Genomic DNA, 13,968 nt, shown 5'->3' with positions numbered 1-13,968 from the left:
GCCGGGCTTGGAGATGGCGCATTCTGCCATAGTTTTGACCCAATCCGTCGTTAAGCCATAACGACATCCCTTGCTGGAGGTCATCATGGTCCGTCACGCCTATCGCTTCCTGTCGGATGAGACGGGCGCTGTGACGGTGGACTGGGTGGTGCTGGCGGCGATATCGGCGGGGTTTGGCATCATGGTGTTCACAACATTGGGCAGCGGCGCCAATGACGTCGCTGCCACGATGGAAACCTCGTTCACCGCGATGGAAGTCGCGCCGTTGCAAGAGCTGGGCTATTCGCAATAGCCTCAGCCAACCACTTTCCAATGCACGTCAAAGCCCGGTTCGAACACGGTGACCGGACCGGCCCCGGTCTGGATCTTGGCCGGAAAGCGCACCGGCTCGGCCTGCTTTTCCAGCGTGATCGTCGTGGCATTGCGCGGCAGGCCGTAGAAATCCGCGCCGTGGTGCGCGGTGAAGCCTTCCAGCCTGTCCAGCGCGCCCTCACGCTCGAACACCTGCGCCAGCAGCGGCATCGTGTTGGTCGCGGTGAAACATCCGGCGGCGCAGCACTCGCATTCCTTGCGGTCGTCGCTGTGCGGGGCCGAGTCGGTGCCCAAAAAGAACCGCGCATCGCCCGAGATTGCCGCCTCGACCAGCGCCTGACGATGCAGTTCGCGCTTGGCGACCGGCAGGCAGAAGTAATGCGGGCGCATGCCGCCCACCAGCAGGTTGTTGCGGTTGATGATCAGGTGATGCGTGGTGATCGTAGCACCCAAGCCCTTGGGGTTTGCGCGCACATAGTCCACGGCGTCCTTGGTCGTCACATGCTCCATGATCACCCGCAGGCCCGGATTGGCCCGGCGGACCGGATCGAGCACGCGGTCGATGAACACCGCCTCGCGGTCAAAGATGTCGATTTCGGCGTCGGTGACTTCACCGTGCAGGCACAGCGGCACGCCCGCCTCGGCCATCGCATCAAACACCGGGCGCACCTTGTCAAAGTCCCGCACGCCCGAGGCCGAGTTGGTCGTCGCCCCGGCGGGGTACAGTTTGACCGCCGCGATGATGCCCGCCTTGTGCGCGGCGACAACATCAGCCGGATCGGTGGTCTCGGTCAGATAGAGCGTCATCAGGGGCGTGAAATCCGCCCCCGGCAGCGCCGCAGCGATCCGCTCGCGGTAGGCCGCAGCTTGCGCGCCCGTCACAACCGGCGGCACCAGATTGGGCATGATGATCGCACGGGCGAAATCGCGCGCGGTCTCGGGCGCGATCCCGGCCAACATGGCGCCGTCGCGCAGGTGCAGGTGGAAATCGTCGGGGCGGGTGAGGGTAAGGCGGGTCATACCGCCCCCATAGCGCGCCGACGCAGGGCTGTGAAGAGGGTTAGCGCTGCGCCGCTTCGACCTTGGCCAGCGCCTGTTTGAGTTGCGGGTGATCAACCCTCTTGTTCGCCGCCCGCAAGGCGCGCAGCAAAAGCGCGGGCCGCTTCAGCGTCTGCAACCGCCCGATCAGCCGACCCAGGTAATGCGGGTTATCGCGCCGCGCGCGCCACAGGGAATAGAAGCGCTGCGGGGTCAGCGTGCCGTCACAGGCTGCGTCAAGCAGCGGGCGCAGGACGTTGATGCGCGCCAGTTCTGCCTGCGGATCCCGCCCGATATTGCGCGCGCGCAGGCGTGAAACATGAGCACCCTTGAACAGGGCTGCATGGACCGCGTCGACCTGCTGGATCGGATCATAAACAATGAACACGCGCTCGCAGCCCTCGGACATGTCAGGGGCGTAGCCAAAGCGCGTGTTGAAATCAAAGCGCCGCGCGCGCAGGAACCGGCGGTCCCACTCGGCCACGTCGGTGTCCAGCGTCGCCTGCGGGGCCAGCGCCAGAACGGTGCAGCCCGGTGCCGCGACTGAGAACGCCGCCGCGCCATAGCCCCCCATGCCCGCGCCGTAAAATACCACGCGGTCGAAATCCTCAAAGAACGCGTCGTCAATCAGCCGGTCGACATAGCCGTAAAGATTGGCGTCGCGGAACCATGTCTCGTCATGCGCCAGGATTGTCAGCGATGACCAGCCGCGCGGGGCTGCGATCTGGTAGCCCAGAGGCATCTGCCCGCCGCCCGCCTGACGCACGCCCGACAGGGTTTCAAAGCTGACCAGCAGCACGCCGCCCAGATCCGAGAAGAACGCCGAATGCTTGTCACCCAAAGGCGAGAAGTATCCCGCCTCTTCGCCAATTTCCTCCAGGATCGACAGCCAGTCGGCGTCGGTCTCGGCCTCACTGGCGTCGAACATCTCGATTGTGTCGTTACTCATGGACCCTCGTCACACTACGGGATGACCGTCACTGGTTTACCACGGTTACACCAAGGCCGCGTGGCGGAAAACCGGACAGGCAAAGGCATCCTTGTGGTTTTTGATGCTCTCGGCGGAAACGGTCCGAGCGCTTTGATGCCAATAAGGAAACAAAGCGACAGCGACAGCCGGGCTTGCAGGATGGCGACACGCACCCTAGCGTCGAAACCTGAGTTTGTGCGGTTACAGGAATCCCCATGAAGTTCGACGAAATTCCCGGCTGGTTCATGCCGATTGATCAGGCCGCGTTCAGCTGGATCTTGCAGCATCAGAACAAGGTGCAATCAGAGGGCAGTCTGGTCGAACTGGGCGTGTTCATGGGGAAAAGCGCCGTGTTGATCGGCAATCATCGGCGCGACGCCGAGGTGTTCACCTGCGTCGATCTGTTCGAGGATATTGCAACCTCGGATCAGGCGGATCCGGGTGAAAGGCAGTTCTTCACCAACCAAGGTCAGACGCAGGCTGCTTTCGAGCGCAATTATCTGGCGTTTCACCGCGTTCTGCCACGCGTGGTGCGGGGGCCGACGGCTGTGCTGACGCGCTATGTCGCCCCGCAGACCGCGCGCTTTGTCCACGCTGACGCGGGTCAAACCTATGAGCTGCTGCGCCAGGATATCGCCTCGGCCCGGACGGTTTTGCGACAGGACGGCGTGGTCGCGTTCGGCGATTACCGCAAGCCCGCGACAATCGGCACGGCAGCAGCGGTATGGGAGGCAATTCTGAACGATGGTCTCAAGCCGATCGCCCATACGGATTTCAAGCTCTACGCAACCTGGGGGGATCCGGCACCGTATCAGGCGGACCTGATTGCCCGCGCGGCCGAGGCGGGCTGGTGCACGACACAACAGGGCGTGAAAATCCGCGGCATGCCGATGGTCTATTTGCACCGTAAAGCCTGAGCCTTAACCAGTTTGGGTGTAGGGCGGCCCGGCGATTCGGCGCATCTTGTGGTTTTCCGGGCCTTTTGTGGGCCGATTTCCACCAGGAGTGTTTGATGCGCGCGTTTTGTTTTGCCCTGGCGCTGGTGGTAGCCAGCCTGACCGCCCCTTCCTCACGCGCCGAGCTGATCTCTAACCCTCCGGCAGCCGGCGCGACCCCGGCCTATGCTGCCGCGTATGAGGTCTTCGTCGACGGGCGCTACGCTGAAGCCTTGCGGATGCTGCTGCCTCTGGCTGAAGCGGGCGATGCAATGGCGCAGAACATGATCGGCGTCGCCTATGACGACGGGCTGGGGGTCGCTGCCGATCCACTGGCCGCGCGGCGCTGGTTCGAGCGCGCTATGGCGCAGGGCAACGCCCGCGCGCAGATGAATCTGGCTCAGATGCTGCGCGACGGACGGCCAGGTGTGGCGATCAACTTCGCCATGGCGCGCCAGCTGTTTGAAGAGTCGGCGGAGCGTGGCTATGGCCCGGCGCTTTCTGCTCTGGGCAGGATGTGGCAAAACGGCGAGGGCGGCGCTGCGGATCTGACGCGGGCACTGGCGCTCTATGAAGAGGGCCGCGCTGCGGGCGATCCCTGGGGGGCGGAATATCTGGGGCATCTGTATTACAGCGGCGAGGGCGTCGCCGCTGATCCGGTCCACGCCCGCGCGCTGTTTGCCGAGGCGTCAGAGCGCGGTCTGGCGCAATCAACCAACAATCTGGCCTACATGATCGAACGCGGGATGGGCGGGCCGTCGGATCTGGTCGAGGCCGAGCGGCTCTACCGTCAAGCCATCGACGGCGATTATGCCCGCGCCGGGATCAACATGGCATGGATGCTCTATGAGAATGCTGGCACCCGCGAACGCGCTGTCGAAGCCTCGGGGTATTGCATCTGGGCGATGGATCACGGCGACGCGTTGGATCGCGCCGCCTGGGCCGATGATTGCATGACCATCGGCAAAGCTGCCGCGCAGCTCAGGTAAAGCGGACCTTGCCGATATAGGGCAGGTTGCGGTTGCGCTGCGCGTAGTCGATGCCATAGCCGACGACGAATTCATCGGGAATCTCGAACCCGGTCCAGGTGGCTTTCATGTCCACCTCACGGCGCGACGGCTTGTCGAGCAGCGCGCAGATTTCCAGCCGCCGGGGTTCCCGGCTGAGCAGCAGTTTCTGGACATGGTGCAGGGTAAAGCCGGTGTCGACGATATCCTCGACCACCAGCACATCGCGCCCGCCGATTTCGCCGCGCAGATCCTTGAGGATGCGCACCTCGCGGCTTGACTGCATCGAGTTGCCGTAAGAGCTGGCCTCAAGGAAATCCACCTCAACCGGCAGGTCGATCTCGCGAACGAGGTCGGCAATGAAGACGAAAGACCCGCGCAGCAAACCAACGACGACCAGTTTGTCGGTGCCCTTGAACGCGGTGGTGATCTCTTCGGCGAGTTGCTCGACACGGGCTGCGATCCGCTTGGCCGAGATCATCTGATCGATCACGTAAGGCTGCTGGGGCATTGGTCTCTCGGGTTTTGGGGGTTGAAAACTCGGACCCACTCTAGGAAAAGGCGCCCGCATATGCCAGAGGTGCCGCATGCCCAAACACAGTGAAAACCGTGTTCTGCCTTACTCGGCGGTTCAGATCTATGATCTGGTCGCCGATGTTGCGCGTTACCCCGAGTTCCTGCCCTGGACCGCCGCCGCCCGCATCCGTTCGCGCGACCCGCTGCCTGAGCGGGGCGAGGGTGCTGAGGTGATGGAGGCAGATCTGGTGATCAGCTTCAAGGTCTTCCGTGAAAAGTTCGGCTCGCGTGTGGTGCTGCTGCCCGCTGAACGGCGCATTGAGACCGATTATATCGACGGGCCGTTCAAGTATTTGCATTCCTACTGGGTGGTCGAGCCCGAGGGTGACGGCTGCCGCGTGCGCTTCGAAGTCGATTTCGAGTTCCGCAATGCCATGCTGCAGCGGATCATCGGACTGGTGTTCGACGAAGCCATGCGCCGTGTCGTTGGCGCGTTTGAGGCGCGCGCGCACAAGCTTTACGGCTGAACCTGCCTCCATCCCGAGGTTGAGAGCGCTGGTTTGCGCCCGTGGACGCATGGCGATGAGGCGTCTCAGGTGGCAGAGTTGTGGCGAGCCGAACCCAAGCGGCTTGCCCAAGGGAACTGCCATGCACGCCCTTTTCAAGCCCGCCACATTCGCGTTGATCCTGGCCACAAGCTTTGCCCTGCCATTCCCCGTGCAGGCGTGGAGCTGGCCGGCTTTCTTGGATCGCAGCGTTGACGCCGAGACGCGCACGCGCATCGTGGCGGGTCTTGAGACCCAAGGGTATCATGTCTTTACCGTTGAACGGGAACGCGGTGGCTACGAGGTCAAGGCCGAACGCGAAGGCCGTTTGTGGGAGCTGCGGCTGAACGCCGACCTGGCCGTGACCCGCAGCGCTCTGGACGACTGAGATGGAAACCCACCGCGTCTGGGGCCCTGTCGTGCGTCTGCTCCATTGGGCGCTGGCGCTCAGCTTTCTGGCCGATGCCGCGCTGATCGACCGGCACAGCCCGCTGCACCGCTGGGTCGGTTACGGCATCGTTGCGCTGGTGCTCTTGCGATTGCTCTGGGGGTTTGTCGGCCCCCGCCACGCCCGTTTTGCCGACTTTCCCCCGGACCTGACCGCCACCGTCGCGCAAATCCGCGAGCTTGCGCTGGGGCGCCGGGTGCGGCATCTCGGCCACTCGCCGCTGGGTGCGCTGATGGTCTATAACCTGCTGGCGGTGATGCTGCTGTTGGGCCTGACCGGCTGGATCCTGACCTTGTCCGAGTCCACGCTGGGCCATGATCCTGAATGGGCGGAAGAGCTGCACGCGTTGCTCTTTGGCTGGGCGCTGATCAGTGTGCTTGTCCATGTCGCTGCGGTTGTGTTTCTATCGCTGCGAACCCGCGTCACCCTGATCCGGGCCATGATAACAGGGCGCAAGACCTTCCTTGATGAGTAAAATGCAGGCTTTTCCGACCGCTTCGCCGCGTCTGGTGCGCGCCATCGTCCTGCTGATTGCCCTGCAGGCGGCCTGTGCGGTGTTCTTTGCGCTGGATGTGATCGACGATCTGTCGGTTTATGGCCGGTTGGGGCTGGGGACGATTACCCTGCACCTGTGGGTCGAAGCCGCCGCCAGCCTCGCGCTTGTCGTCGCCATCGTGCTCGAGGTCCGGCTGCTGCTGTGGCTGCTGCGGCGGCAGGCCTTGATCGAGCACGACCTGCGGCTTGCCAACTCGGCGGTGCAAGAAGTGGTGCTCGAGCATTTCGAGCTGTGGCGGTTGACCGGGGCCGAACAGGACGTCGCGATGTTCATGGTCAAGGGCCAGTCGATTGCCGAGATCGCGGCGCTGCGCGGCTCGTCCGAGGCGACGGTGAAAAGCCATCTCAACGCGATCTACCGAAAATCGGGCACCAGCGGGCGCCCGGATTTGTTGGCGTTGATCCTAGACAGCCTGATGGGGCGTGAGCCCGACCCGGCTGCCGAGGGGACAATCAAGACGTGATATCGTAAGCCCGCTCGCCGTGGACCATGATGTCCAGACCGCTTGTCTCGGTCTCGGCATCGACGCGCAGCGGCGTGACCAGCCCGACCAGCTTGACCAGCGCGAAGGACACAACCACCGTCCAGACCCCGACAATCGCCAGCGCGCCCAACTGTGCGGCCCATGTGCCGTGACCGAGCACCGCGATCATGATCGTGCCAAAGATCCCGCCGACACCGTGGACGGCGAAGACGTCCAGCGTGTCATCCAGTTTCAGCCGGTTGCGCAGCAGATTGACCGCTTCCTGACACAGGATGCCCGCCACGCCGCCAATCACCAGCGCCGCCACCGGCCCGACATAGCCAGAGGCCGGGGTGATCGACGCCAGACCCGCAATCGTCCCGGTGACCAGACCGACCATCGAGGTGCGGCCAAACTTGATGCGCTCCCACAGACCCCAGGTCAGCGACGCCGCCGCCGCCGACAGATGCGTCACCGTGATCGCCATCGCCGCCTGACCGTTCGCCGCCAGCGCCGAGCCGCCGTTGAAGCCGAACCAGCCGACCCACAGCATCGCCGCCCCCATCATCACCATGCCCGGCTGATGCGGCGGGGTGGTGCGGTTCAAGCGTGGACCCAGTGCCAGCGCGATCACCAGCGCGGCCAGACCGGCGGTTTCGTGCACCACGATCCCGCCCGCGAAGTCGCGCGTACCGATCGCGCCGAAGATCCCGCCATCCGACAGGAAACCGCCGCCCCAGATCCAGTGAACGACCGGCGCGTAGACCAGCAGCATCCACAGGGCCGAGAAGACCAACACAAACCCGTAGCCGATGCGCTCGACATAGGCACCGACGATCAGCGCCGGCGTGATGATCGCGAAGGTCATCTGGAACGTGAAGAACAACACTTCGGGCACGGTGCCGCTTAGGCTGTCGGCGTCGACGCCGTTCAGGAACATCTTGCTCAGTCCACCCCACAGCGCATTCCCTTCGCCAAAGGCGATGGAATAGCCAAAGGCCAGCCAGAGCACCGACATCAGGCAGGCCAGCGAGAAGACATGCATGAACACGCTGAGCACGTTGCGGGCCCGGACCAGCCCGCCGTAAAACAGCGCCAGCGCGGGCAGGGTCATGAACAGCACAAGGGCTGTTGCGGTGATCAGAAAGGCAGTGTCGGCAGCGTTCATGGGGTTCCTCCGTGTCCTTGCTGCTCGTCAGAGCGTCAAAAGACTGGGCGGAAAAGCGCCATTCAGGCTGACAAGCGCAATTAATGCACTCAAAGCGCAAACTGCGGGCCAATGGATCGAATATTGACCCGCTTTGCTTGGATAATAAGCGAAACTGAAACGCTAGATGGCGCTCATGAGCAAGCGCAAGGCATGCTCGACCGACGCCTGCCGCACATTTGCGCGCCCCAGCGGGCCAAAGTCGACAGTCTCAACCCGGCAGCTGCCGTTTTTCCGGGCAATCCCGAAACAGACACGCCCCTCGGGCTTGAAGTCAGAACCGCCCGGTCCCGCAATCCCGGTGATCGACACGGCCAGATCGACGGGCGCATGGGCCAGCACACCCATTGCCATCTCGCGCGCGACCGCTTCGCTGACCGCGCCATGGGCATCCAGCGTCTCGGCCTTCACGCCCAGCATCTCGCGCTTGGCAGTGTTGGAGTAGGTGACAAAGCCGCGCTCGACCACATCCGAGGAGCCGGCAATATCCGTCAGCGCCCCGGCAACCAGCCCACCCGTGCAGCTTTCAGCCGTCGCAAGGGTCAGCCCGGCGGCGCGGGCGGCGGCGAGTACCTGCTCGGCCAGCGCGCTCACATCAAGAACCCATGCGCGACGCCTGCGGCGATAACCACGGCGACACCGGCAAAAAGCCCGGCCAGCAGGTCATCGAGCATCACGCCCATCCAGTCCGACCGTCGATCCGCGCGACCAATGATCCACGGCTTCCAGATGTCGAACAGGCGGAAGAACACGAAAGCGGCGACCCAGCCGGGGTAGGGCATCCAGTCGTCCCACCCGCGCCACCAGAAGGCGACGGCAGGGAAAAGAAGGGCGATCCACTGACCGGCGACCTCATCGATCACGATCTCGGACGGGTCCGCGCCGGGCCGGTCGCGCAGCTCGGCGTGGCACGACCAGAACCCGGCCAAAATCGCGGCGACGGTCGCGACGGCGAGCACAGGGGCACCCAGATACCGGTCGATGATCAGCCCGACGGCCAGCGCGCCCGCTGATCCCCATGTGCCGGGGGCAGGGCGCAGCAGGCCAAGGCCGAAGCCGATGGAAGTCAGGCGGGCAAGGGTCATGATTTCACCAGAGTTGCGGTGGCAATAGAGGCAATGCCTTCTTCGCGACCGGTAAAGCCCAGCCGTTCCGAGGTTGTGGCCTTGACCGAGACGCGCTCGACCTCGATCTGCATGATCTCGGCCAGCATCGCGCGCATGGCGTCGGCGTGCGGCCCGATCTTGGGCCGTTCACAGATCAGCGTGACATCGCAATTGCTGATCGCAAAGCCCTTGGCGCGGGCCAGATCGGCGGCGTGGCGCAAGAAAATATGGCTTTCGGCGCTTTTCCACTGCGGGTCGGACGGCGGGAAGTGGCGGCCAATATCCCCCTCGGCCATGGCCCCATACAGCGCATCGGTCAGGGCGTGCATGCCGACATCGGCATCCGAATGACCAAGCAGGGCTTTGTCATGGGGCACCTTGATCCCGCAAATCCAGCAATGATCGCCCTCAGTGAACGCGTGCACATCAAAACCGTTGCCGAGGCGAATGTCCATTGTCTGACTTTCAGTTGTCTGGTGGGCGATCAAGATCTGTTCGGCGCGCTGGAAATCAGCGGGATAGGTGAGCTTGATATTTGTCTCACTCCCCTGCGTGATCCACACGTCCATCCCGGCGGCCTGCGCGATAGCGACGTCATCAGCAGCTTCATCCGGGTGGGCGCGGTAGGCGGCCAGCAACGCCGGAAAGTCGAAGCCTTGCGGCGTTTGCGCCCGGTACAACCCGCCCCGAGCCTGCGTTCCGGCCACCTTGCCCGCCGCGCCGCGCCACAAGGCGTCGGTCACGGGCAGGGCCGGCGCGGCAGCGGGATGGGTTTTGAGGGCCTCAAGCACAGCGTCGATCTGCGCTACCTCAACCAAAGGCCGCGCGCCGTCATGGATCAGCACCCGCGCCGGGGCATCGGTAGCGAGCATCTCGAGCGCCGCGCGCACCGACTCGGTTCGTGTGGCACCGCCATTGACCAGTTGCAGGCCGAAAGACTCGGCACGCGCGTGGTCATCGGGGTGGATCACCAGAAGTATCCGCTCCAACCCCGCCGCGCGAAACGCGGCAACGGTATGCGCCAGCACCGGCTGACCGGCCAGATCGCGCCATTGTTTGGGCAAATCACCGCCCATCCGGCTGCCGCGACCGGCGGCGACCAGAATAACGGCTGTATCAAAGGACATCGGGCTGACAAAGGACATGCCACCGGATTAGGCGAAGGTGTATGGCGCTGCAAGGCCAAGTCACGGCGCCGCTGCGCGAATAACGCTCAATTTATGAGCGATTGGAGTTGATAGATGCATACTAAAGACGCGAAAGATGAAAGACTGGGCAAATCTGTAGGCACTTGCCTTTCCGACCAGCCAATCTGCGCGCTATATGAGCACGAAATCTCTGCCGCACAGGGGCCTATGAAATCTGCCGCTTTCCCTGTTGACCTGCATCCGCCCGTTGTTCTGGCGCCCATGTCGGGAATTACTGACCTGCCATTCCGGCAGGCGGTCGCCGGATTCGGCGCGGGGCTGCTGGTGAGCGAGATGATTGCCTCGGGTGAAATGGTCACGGCCCGGCCGTCGCGCCGGGCAGCCTCGCGGGCGCGGGCAGAGGTGGATGACCGAATTCCAACGGCCGTACAACTGGCCGGTCGCACGCCCGAGGCCATGGCCGAAGCCGCGCGGATCGCCGAAGGGCAGGGCGCGCCGCTGATCGATATCAATATGGGGTGCCCGGCGAAGAAGGTTGTCGGTGGTGCCGCAGGCTCGGCGCTGATGCGCGAGCCGGATCTGGCGCTGTCGCTGATCGACGCGGTTGTTGGCGCGGTCTCGGTTCCGGTGACGCTGAAGATGCGGCTGGGATGGGACAGCGACTGCCTGAACGCAGCGTCCATCGCCGCGCGGGCCGAGGCAGCAGGCGTTCAGATGATCACCATCCACGGCCGCACCCGCGCGCAATTCTACACCGGAAAGGCCGACTGGCAGGCGATCCGCGCGGTCACCGAGGCGACAAGCGTGCCGGTGATCGTCAATGGCGACATCGACGGCCCCGCCGCCGCCCGCCGCGCGCTGGCGCAATCGGGGGCGGCCGGGATCATGGTAGGACGCGCCGCACAGGGCCGTCCGTGGCTTTTGGCGCAGATCGGGGCCGCTCTCTATGGCACGCCCGCGCCCGAGGTGCCGCAGGGCGCCGCGCTGGTTGAGCTGGTGGCGACGCATTACGACGCGATGTTGAGCTTTTACGGACGCGATCTGGGCATCCGCATCGCGCGCAAACATCTGGGCTGGTACATCGACGCGGCGCAGGGCCCGGCAGAGCTGCGGGCGCGGCTGATGCGTGAAAGCGACCCGGCTGCGGTGATCGCGGCGCTGCCCGATGCGCTCGCCCCAACAAAGGCCGCAGCATGACGACACACCCCGCTCAAGTACCGGTCCCGGGGGCGATCTTTTCGGCCTTGCCGATTCCCGCCTTCATGACCGGTTTGCGCGACGGGGACGAGGTCATCCTCGACTGCAATCCGGCAGCCGAGCAGTTTCTGTCGGCATCGGCCCCCATCCTGCGCGGGGCTGTAGCCACCGACCGGCTCTATATCGACGCCCCGATGGAAGAGGCGATGGCCCGCGCCCGCCACAACCGCGCGCCGATTTTCATCAACGATTGCGATGTCTCGACCAGCGAGAAGCCGTCGGTTCTGTGCACCATCCAGATCGCGCCGATGAACGACCCGGCGGACACGCTGCTCTTGCTGATCACCCCGCGCGATATTGCCGGGCGGCTGGGGCGCACGCGGGTGGTAAAGGCGGCGGCGAAATCGGCCATCGGCATGTCCGAGATGCTGGCGCATGAGATCAAGAACCCGCTGGCCGGTATTGCCGGGGCCGCACAGCTGCTGTCGATGGGGCTGAACGCCGCGGACCGGGAACTGACCGACCTGATCGTGGCCGAGACCCGGCGGATCGTAAAGCTGCTCGATCAGGTCGAGCAATTCGGCGATCAGCGCCCGCCGGATCGCAAGCCGATCAACATCCATGACGTGCTCGAACGCGCCCGCCGGTCGGCGACGGTCAGCTTTGGCGCGCATATGCAACTGAGCGATGACTACGACCCATCGCTGCCCGATGTCTGGGCCGATCCGGACCAGTTGCAACAGGTGTTTCTGAACCTGATCAAGAACGCCTCTGAAGCCCAACCACAGGGCGGCAAGATCCGCATCCATACCTATTTCGAGCGCGGCCTGCAGGTTGCAGGCCATGACGAGCGGCGCGTTGCCTTGCCGCTTCATGTTGAAATCATTGACGATGGCCCCGGTTTGCCCGCGGCCATCGCCGAGAATATTTTCGAGCCTTTCGTATCGGGCCGTGAGAACGGCACCGGGCTGGGGCTGGCGTTGGTCTCAAAGATCATCGCCGCGCATGAGGGCTGGATCGAGGTCAAGTCGCGCCCCGGCCAGACCATCTTTCGGGTGTCGCTGCCAATGGCCCCCACCACAACCAAGGAGACCCGCTGATGGATGGAACCGTCCTCGTCGCTGATGACGACCGCACGATCCGCACCGTGCTGACCCAGGCGCTGACGCGCGCCGGGTGCCGGGTTCACGCCACGTCCAGCCTGACCACGCTGCTGCGATGGGTCGAAGAGGGCAAAGGCGATCTGGTGGTGACCGATGTGATGATGCCGGATGGCAACGGCATCGAAATGTTGCCGCGCATCAAGACCCTGCGGCCGGGGCTGCCGGTCATCGTGATCTCGGCGCAAAACACCATCATGACCGCCATTCAGGCGACCGAGGCCGAGGCGTGGGATTACCTGCCCAAGCCGTTCGATCTGCCCGATCTGCTGTCGCGGGCGGGCAAGGCGATGGAAAGTTCGCGGCGCGGGGTACGGGCCCCGGCGCCGTCACAGACCCCGGCACCGATTTCCCTGCCCGAGCCGTCGGCCGCCGAAGACCTGCCGTTGGTCGGGCGGACGCCGTCGATGCAGGCGCTGTACCGGCTGGTCGCGCGGGTGATGAACGCCGAACTTCCGGCGCTGATCACCGGCGAATCCGGCACCGGCAAGTCGCTGATTGCACGGGCGCTGCATGACTTCTCAGATCGCCGGGCGCAGCCGTTCGTGCTGGCCTCGGCGCAGGATTTCGGCACGGATCAGGGCAGCTCGGGCGCGGCGCTGATGGCGCGCGCACGCGGTGGCTCGCTGGTCATCGATGGGCTGGGCGATCTGGACGGTCCGGCGCAGGCGCGTCTGGTGCGTCTGCTCGATGCGCTGCCTGCCGACGGCCCGCGCATCATCGCCATTGCCGATGGCAGCCTGACCGGCGCGCTGGAGTCGGGCCAGTTCCGCCATGACCTTTACTACCGGCTGTCCGGCGTGACGCTGCATGTGCCACCCCTGCGCGAACGGATCGAAGATATTCCGCTGCTGGCCGAGCATTTCCTCGCCCGCGCCGCCCGAGAAGGCGGCAACCCGCGCCGTCTGTCGGCCTCGGCGCTGGAACTGGTGCGCCAGTACCGCTGGCCCGGCAACGTGCGCCAGCTCGAAAACGTGATCCGTCGGCTGGTGATCACCGGGCAAGAGCCTGATATCACCCGGGCCGAGATGGAATCGGCGCTGAACGCCCATCCCGCCACCTCGCCAGCCGGCGAATCGACCGAAGCGGGGACCTTGGCCGAGTCTGTAGCCCGTCATGTACGCCGCTACTTCGAGTTGCACGGTGCCGATCTGCCGCCACCGGGGGTCTACCAGCGCATCCTGCGCGAAGTCGAAGCGCCGCTGATTGATATCGCCCTGGAATACACGGGCGGAAATCAGGCACGCTGTGCTGATTTGCTGGGTATCAACAGAAACACGCTTCGAAAGAAGACAAACGAACTGGATATTCGCGTGACACGGCGGCGCAAATTGATGTAGTCAGGCAACAGGGCGTGGCC

General features: G+C 64.5%; 17 protein-coding genes. 10 read left to right on the top strand and 7 right to left on the bottom strand.

Annotation, left to right across the window (positions count from 1 at the left end; all coding sequences use genetic code 11):
* Nucleotides 1–85 precede the first annotated feature (85 nt).
* Nucleotides 86–292 carry a Flp family type IVb pilin gene (locus EAE28_RS00215; protein ID WP_127103808.1) on the top strand — a complete coding sequence of 69 codons (207 nt, stop codon included), beginning with the start codon at nt 86–88 and terminating at the stop codon, nt 290–292.
* 2 nt (nt 293–294) lie between these two features.
* On the opposite strand, the gene pyrC is transcribed toward EAE28_RS00215, so the two are convergent.
* Together pyrC and EAE28_RS00205 are read right to left on the bottom strand one after the other, a co-directional pair.
* Nucleotides 295–1,332, bottom strand: coding sequence for a dihydroorotase (pyrC, locus tag EAE28_RS00210; RefSeq protein WP_127103807.1), 1,038 nt, complete (start codon nt 1,330–1,332; stop codon nt 295–297).
* A 40-nt stretch (nt 1,333–1,372) separates the two neighbouring features.
* Nucleotides 1,373–2,299, bottom strand: a complete 927-nt coding sequence (locus tag EAE28_RS00205) for a phosphoadenosine phosphosulfate reductase (protein WP_127103806.1) — start codon at nt 2,297–2,299, stop codon at nt 1,373–1,375.
* Nucleotides 2,300–2,535: 236 nt separating this feature from the next.
* Between EAE28_RS00205 and EAE28_RS00200 the strand changes: the two genes are divergently transcribed.
* Nucleotides 2,536–3,237: a class I SAM-dependent methyltransferase gene (locus EAE28_RS00200; RefSeq protein ID WP_127103805.1), complete on the top strand. Its 702-nt coding sequence runs from the start codon at nt 2,536–2,538 to the stop codon at nt 3,235–3,237.
* Nucleotides 3,238–3,332: 95 nt separating this feature from the next.
* Nucleotides 3,333–4,244 carry a tetratricopeptide repeat protein gene (locus tag EAE28_RS00195; protein WP_127103804.1) on the top strand — a complete coding sequence of 304 codons (912 nt, stop codon included), beginning with the start codon at nt 3,333–3,335 and terminating at the stop codon, nt 4,242–4,244.
* Here EAE28_RS00195 and hpt read toward each other — a convergent pair.
* Nucleotides 4,237–4,773, bottom strand: coding sequence for a hypoxanthine phosphoribosyltransferase (gene hpt / locus EAE28_RS00190; RefSeq protein WP_127103803.1), 537 nt, complete (start codon nt 4,771–4,773; stop codon nt 4,237–4,239). The two genes, EAE28_RS00195 and hpt, sit on opposite strands and share 8 nt — an antisense overlap.
* A 76-nt stretch (nt 4,774–4,849) precedes the next feature.
* Between hpt and EAE28_RS00185 the strand changes: the two genes are divergently transcribed.
* From EAE28_RS00185 to EAE28_RS00170, 4 genes are all read left to right on the top strand, one after another.
* Entirely contained in the window at nt 4,850–5,305 is a 456-nt protein-coding gene (locus EAE28_RS00185) for a type II toxin-antitoxin system RatA family toxin (protein ID WP_127103802.1), read from the top strand.
* 121 nt (nt 5,306–5,426) lie between these two features.
* A complete protein-coding gene (locus tag EAE28_RS00180; protein WP_127103801.1) occupies nt 5,427–5,711 on the top strand; it encodes a PepSY domain-containing protein in 285 nt (94 codons plus the stop codon).
* A 1-nt stretch (nt 5,712) separates the two neighbouring features.
* Nucleotides 5,713–6,246 (top strand): cytochrome b/b6 domain-containing protein, encoded by a 534-nt coding sequence (locus EAE28_RS00175; protein ID WP_127103800.1) that lies wholly within the window; start codon nt 5,713–5,715, stop codon nt 6,244–6,246.
* A 1-nt stretch (nt 6,247) separates the two neighbouring features.
* The gene (locus EAE28_RS00170; protein WP_127104628.1) at nt 6,248–6,790 is read left to right on the top strand and encodes a helix-turn-helix transcriptional regulator; all 543 of its coding nucleotides are present in this window, start codon (nt 6,248–6,250) and stop codon (nt 6,788–6,790) included.
* Here the strand turns inward: EAE28_RS00170 and EAE28_RS00165 are convergent.
* The 4 genes from EAE28_RS00165 to EAE28_RS00150 form a co-directional block, all read right to left on the bottom strand.
* Nucleotides 6,780–7,958: an ammonium transporter gene (locus EAE28_RS00165; RefSeq protein ID WP_127103799.1), complete on the bottom strand. Its 1,179-nt coding sequence runs from the start codon at nt 7,956–7,958 to the stop codon at nt 6,780–6,782. The genes EAE28_RS00170 and EAE28_RS00165 overlap by 11 nt on opposite strands.
* Nucleotides 7,959–8,120: 162 nt before the next feature.
* Nucleotides 8,121–8,591, bottom strand: coding sequence for a CinA family protein (locus EAE28_RS00160; RefSeq protein WP_127103798.1), 471 nt, complete (start codon nt 8,589–8,591; stop codon nt 8,121–8,123).
* The gene (locus EAE28_RS00155; RefSeq protein ID WP_127103797.1) at nt 8,588–9,082 is read right to left on the bottom strand and encodes a phosphatidylglycerophosphatase A family protein; all 495 of its coding nucleotides are present in this window, start codon (nt 9,080–9,082) and stop codon (nt 8,588–8,590) included. Before EAE28_RS00155 ends, EAE28_RS00160 begins: the two co-directional genes overlap by 4 nt.
* On the bottom strand, nt 9,079–10,230 hold the full coding sequence (locus tag EAE28_RS00150; RefSeq protein WP_127103796.1) for a bifunctional 2-C-methyl-D-erythritol 4-phosphate cytidylyltransferase/2-C-methyl-D-erythritol 2,4-cyclodiphosphate synthase: 1,152 nt from the start codon (nt 10,228–10,230) through the stop codon (nt 9,079–9,081). The genes EAE28_RS00155 and EAE28_RS00150 overlap by 4 nt, the downstream gene beginning before the upstream one ends.
* Nucleotides 10,231–10,458: 228 nt before the next feature.
* Between EAE28_RS00150 and dusB the strand changes: the two genes are divergently transcribed.
* Genes dusB through EAE28_RS00135 form a run of 3 tightly spaced genes read left to right on the top strand, consistent with a single transcriptional unit; the run spans nt 10,459 to nt 13,948 of the window.
* Nucleotides 10,459–11,448: a tRNA dihydrouridine synthase DusB gene (gene dusB / locus EAE28_RS00145; protein ID WP_127103795.1), complete on the top strand. Its 990-nt coding sequence runs from the start codon at nt 10,459–10,461 to the stop codon at nt 11,446–11,448.
* Nucleotides 11,445–12,548 (top strand): two-component system sensor histidine kinase NtrB, encoded by a 1,104-nt coding sequence (locus tag EAE28_RS00140; RefSeq protein WP_127103794.1) that lies wholly within the window; start codon nt 11,445–11,447, stop codon nt 12,546–12,548. Before dusB ends, EAE28_RS00140 begins: the two co-directional genes overlap by 4 nt.
* Nucleotides 12,548–13,948, top strand: a complete 1,401-nt coding sequence (locus EAE28_RS00135) for a response regulator (protein WP_127103793.1) — start codon at nt 12,548–12,550, stop codon at nt 13,946–13,948. The genes EAE28_RS00140 and EAE28_RS00135 overlap by 1 nt, the downstream gene beginning before the upstream one ends.
* Nucleotides 13,949–13,968 lie beyond the last annotated feature (20 nt).

This window comes from Pararhodobacter zhoushanensis, assembly GCF_003990445.1.
Classification (GTDB): Bacteria; Pseudomonadota; Alphaproteobacteria; order Rhodobacterales; family Rhodobacteraceae; genus Pararhodobacter; species Pararhodobacter zhoushanensis.
This window is presented reverse-complemented; position numbering and strand designations above follow the sequence as displayed.

What these genes read in the sequence shown, in the direction of transcription:
- EAE28_RS00215 (WP_127103808.1), top strand. Translation starts at nt 86, where the DNA reads ATGGTCCGTCACGCCTATCGCTTCCTGTCGGATGAGACGGGCGCTGTG.
- pyrC (WP_127103807.1), bottom strand. Translation starts at nt 1,332, where the DNA reads ATGACCCGCCTTACCCTCACCCGCCCCGACGATTTCCACCTGCACCTG.
- EAE28_RS00205 (WP_127103806.1), bottom strand. Translation starts at nt 2,299, where the DNA reads ATGAGTAACGACACAATCGAGATGTTCGACGCCAGTGAGGCCGAGACC.
- EAE28_RS00200 (WP_127103805.1), top strand. Translation starts at nt 2,536, where the DNA reads ATGAAGTTCGACGAAATTCCCGGCTGGTTCATGCCGATTGATCAGGCC.
- EAE28_RS00195 (WP_127103804.1), top strand. Translation starts at nt 3,333, where the DNA reads ATGCGCGCGTTTTGTTTTGCCCTGGCGCTGGTGGTAGCCAGCCTGACC.
- hpt (WP_127103803.1), bottom strand. Translation starts at nt 4,773, where the DNA reads ATGCCCCAGCAGCCTTACGTGATCGATCAGATGATCTCGGCCAAGCGG.
- EAE28_RS00185 (WP_127103802.1), top strand. Translation starts at nt 4,850, where the DNA reads ATGCCCAAACACAGTGAAAACCGTGTTCTGCCTTACTCGGCGGTTCAG.
- EAE28_RS00180 (WP_127103801.1), top strand. Translation starts at nt 5,427, where the DNA reads ATGCACGCCCTTTTCAAGCCCGCCACATTCGCGTTGATCCTGGCCACA.
- EAE28_RS00175 (WP_127103800.1), top strand. Translation starts at nt 5,713, where the DNA reads ATGGAAACCCACCGCGTCTGGGGCCCTGTCGTGCGTCTGCTCCATTGG.
- EAE28_RS00170 (WP_127104628.1), top strand. Translation starts at nt 6,248, where the DNA reads ATGCAGGCTTTTCCGACCGCTTCGCCGCGTCTGGTGCGCGCCATCGTC.
- EAE28_RS00165 (WP_127103799.1), bottom strand. Translation starts at nt 7,958, where the DNA reads ATGAACGCTGCCGACACTGCCTTTCTGATCACCGCAACAGCCCTTGTG.
- EAE28_RS00155 (WP_127103797.1), bottom strand. Translation starts at nt 9,082, where the DNA reads ATGACCCTTGCCCGCCTGACTTCCATCGGCTTCGGCCTTGGCCTGCTG.
- EAE28_RS00150 (WP_127103796.1), bottom strand. Translation starts at nt 10,230, where the DNA reads ATGTCCTTTGATACAGCCGTTATTCTGGTCGCCGCCGGTCGCGGCAGC.
- dusB (WP_127103795.1), top strand. Translation starts at nt 10,459, where the DNA reads ATGAAATCTGCCGCTTTCCCTGTTGACCTGCATCCGCCCGTTGTTCTG.
- EAE28_RS00140 (WP_127103794.1), top strand. Translation starts at nt 11,445, where the DNA reads ATGACGACACACCCCGCTCAAGTACCGGTCCCGGGGGCGATCTTTTCG.
- EAE28_RS00135 (WP_127103793.1), top strand. Translation starts at nt 12,548, where the DNA reads ATGGATGGAACCGTCCTCGTCGCTGATGACGACCGCACGATCCGCACC.